The 513-nt window shown below is 67.3% G+C and carries 1 pseudogene; it reads left to right on the top strand.

The features are described 5' to 3' along the window. A pseudogene (locus tag QB898_RS13200) lies at nucleotides 1-513 on the top strand (hypothetical protein); the annotation flags it as partial.

Raw genomic sequence — 513 nt, 5'->3', positions numbered from 1 at the left:
TCTCGCGCCTGGGCGGACAAGTCATAGGCCGCAACGCGCGCGGGCTGAACTTGAGAGAGCAGATCGAGCGCATCCGCGCGCAAGCGCCTGCTGCGTCTGCAACGCCCATGCGGCCCTCAAAGCCAGCGCTGCCAGAGCGGGCCAGGCCACAGGATTGGGCGCCGACTGTGGAAAACGCCAGAAGGCTGGGGCTGCCGCAAGCTGCGCGGCCTGAAGCCCAGCATGGCAGCCCGACCCCTTCAACCGCGCAGCAGCCTGCCGAACCCAGCTGGGGCCAGCGCCTGAACCGCAACATGCGGCAGTGGGGCGAGGGTGTCATAGACCGGCTGGATGAGGCTGCCGTAGCCGATGGCGGCGGCCTTGTGACAGCACTGGCTGCCTTGGCGCGTACACCGGCAAGGTCATTCACCAGCTTCATGCAAGGCACGGCAGGCACGGTTTCGCTGCTGGATGGCCGTGTGCGCGGAGAAATCTCTGATGGCCTGAGCCAGGTGATGAGCGACCCGGGCCTGA

The organism is Ottowia cancrivicina (assembly GCF_029813755.1).
GTDB lineage: Bacteria > Pseudomonadota > Gammaproteobacteria > Burkholderiales > Burkholderiaceae_C > Ottowia > Ottowia massiliensis.
This window is presented reverse-complemented; position numbering and strand designations above follow the sequence as displayed.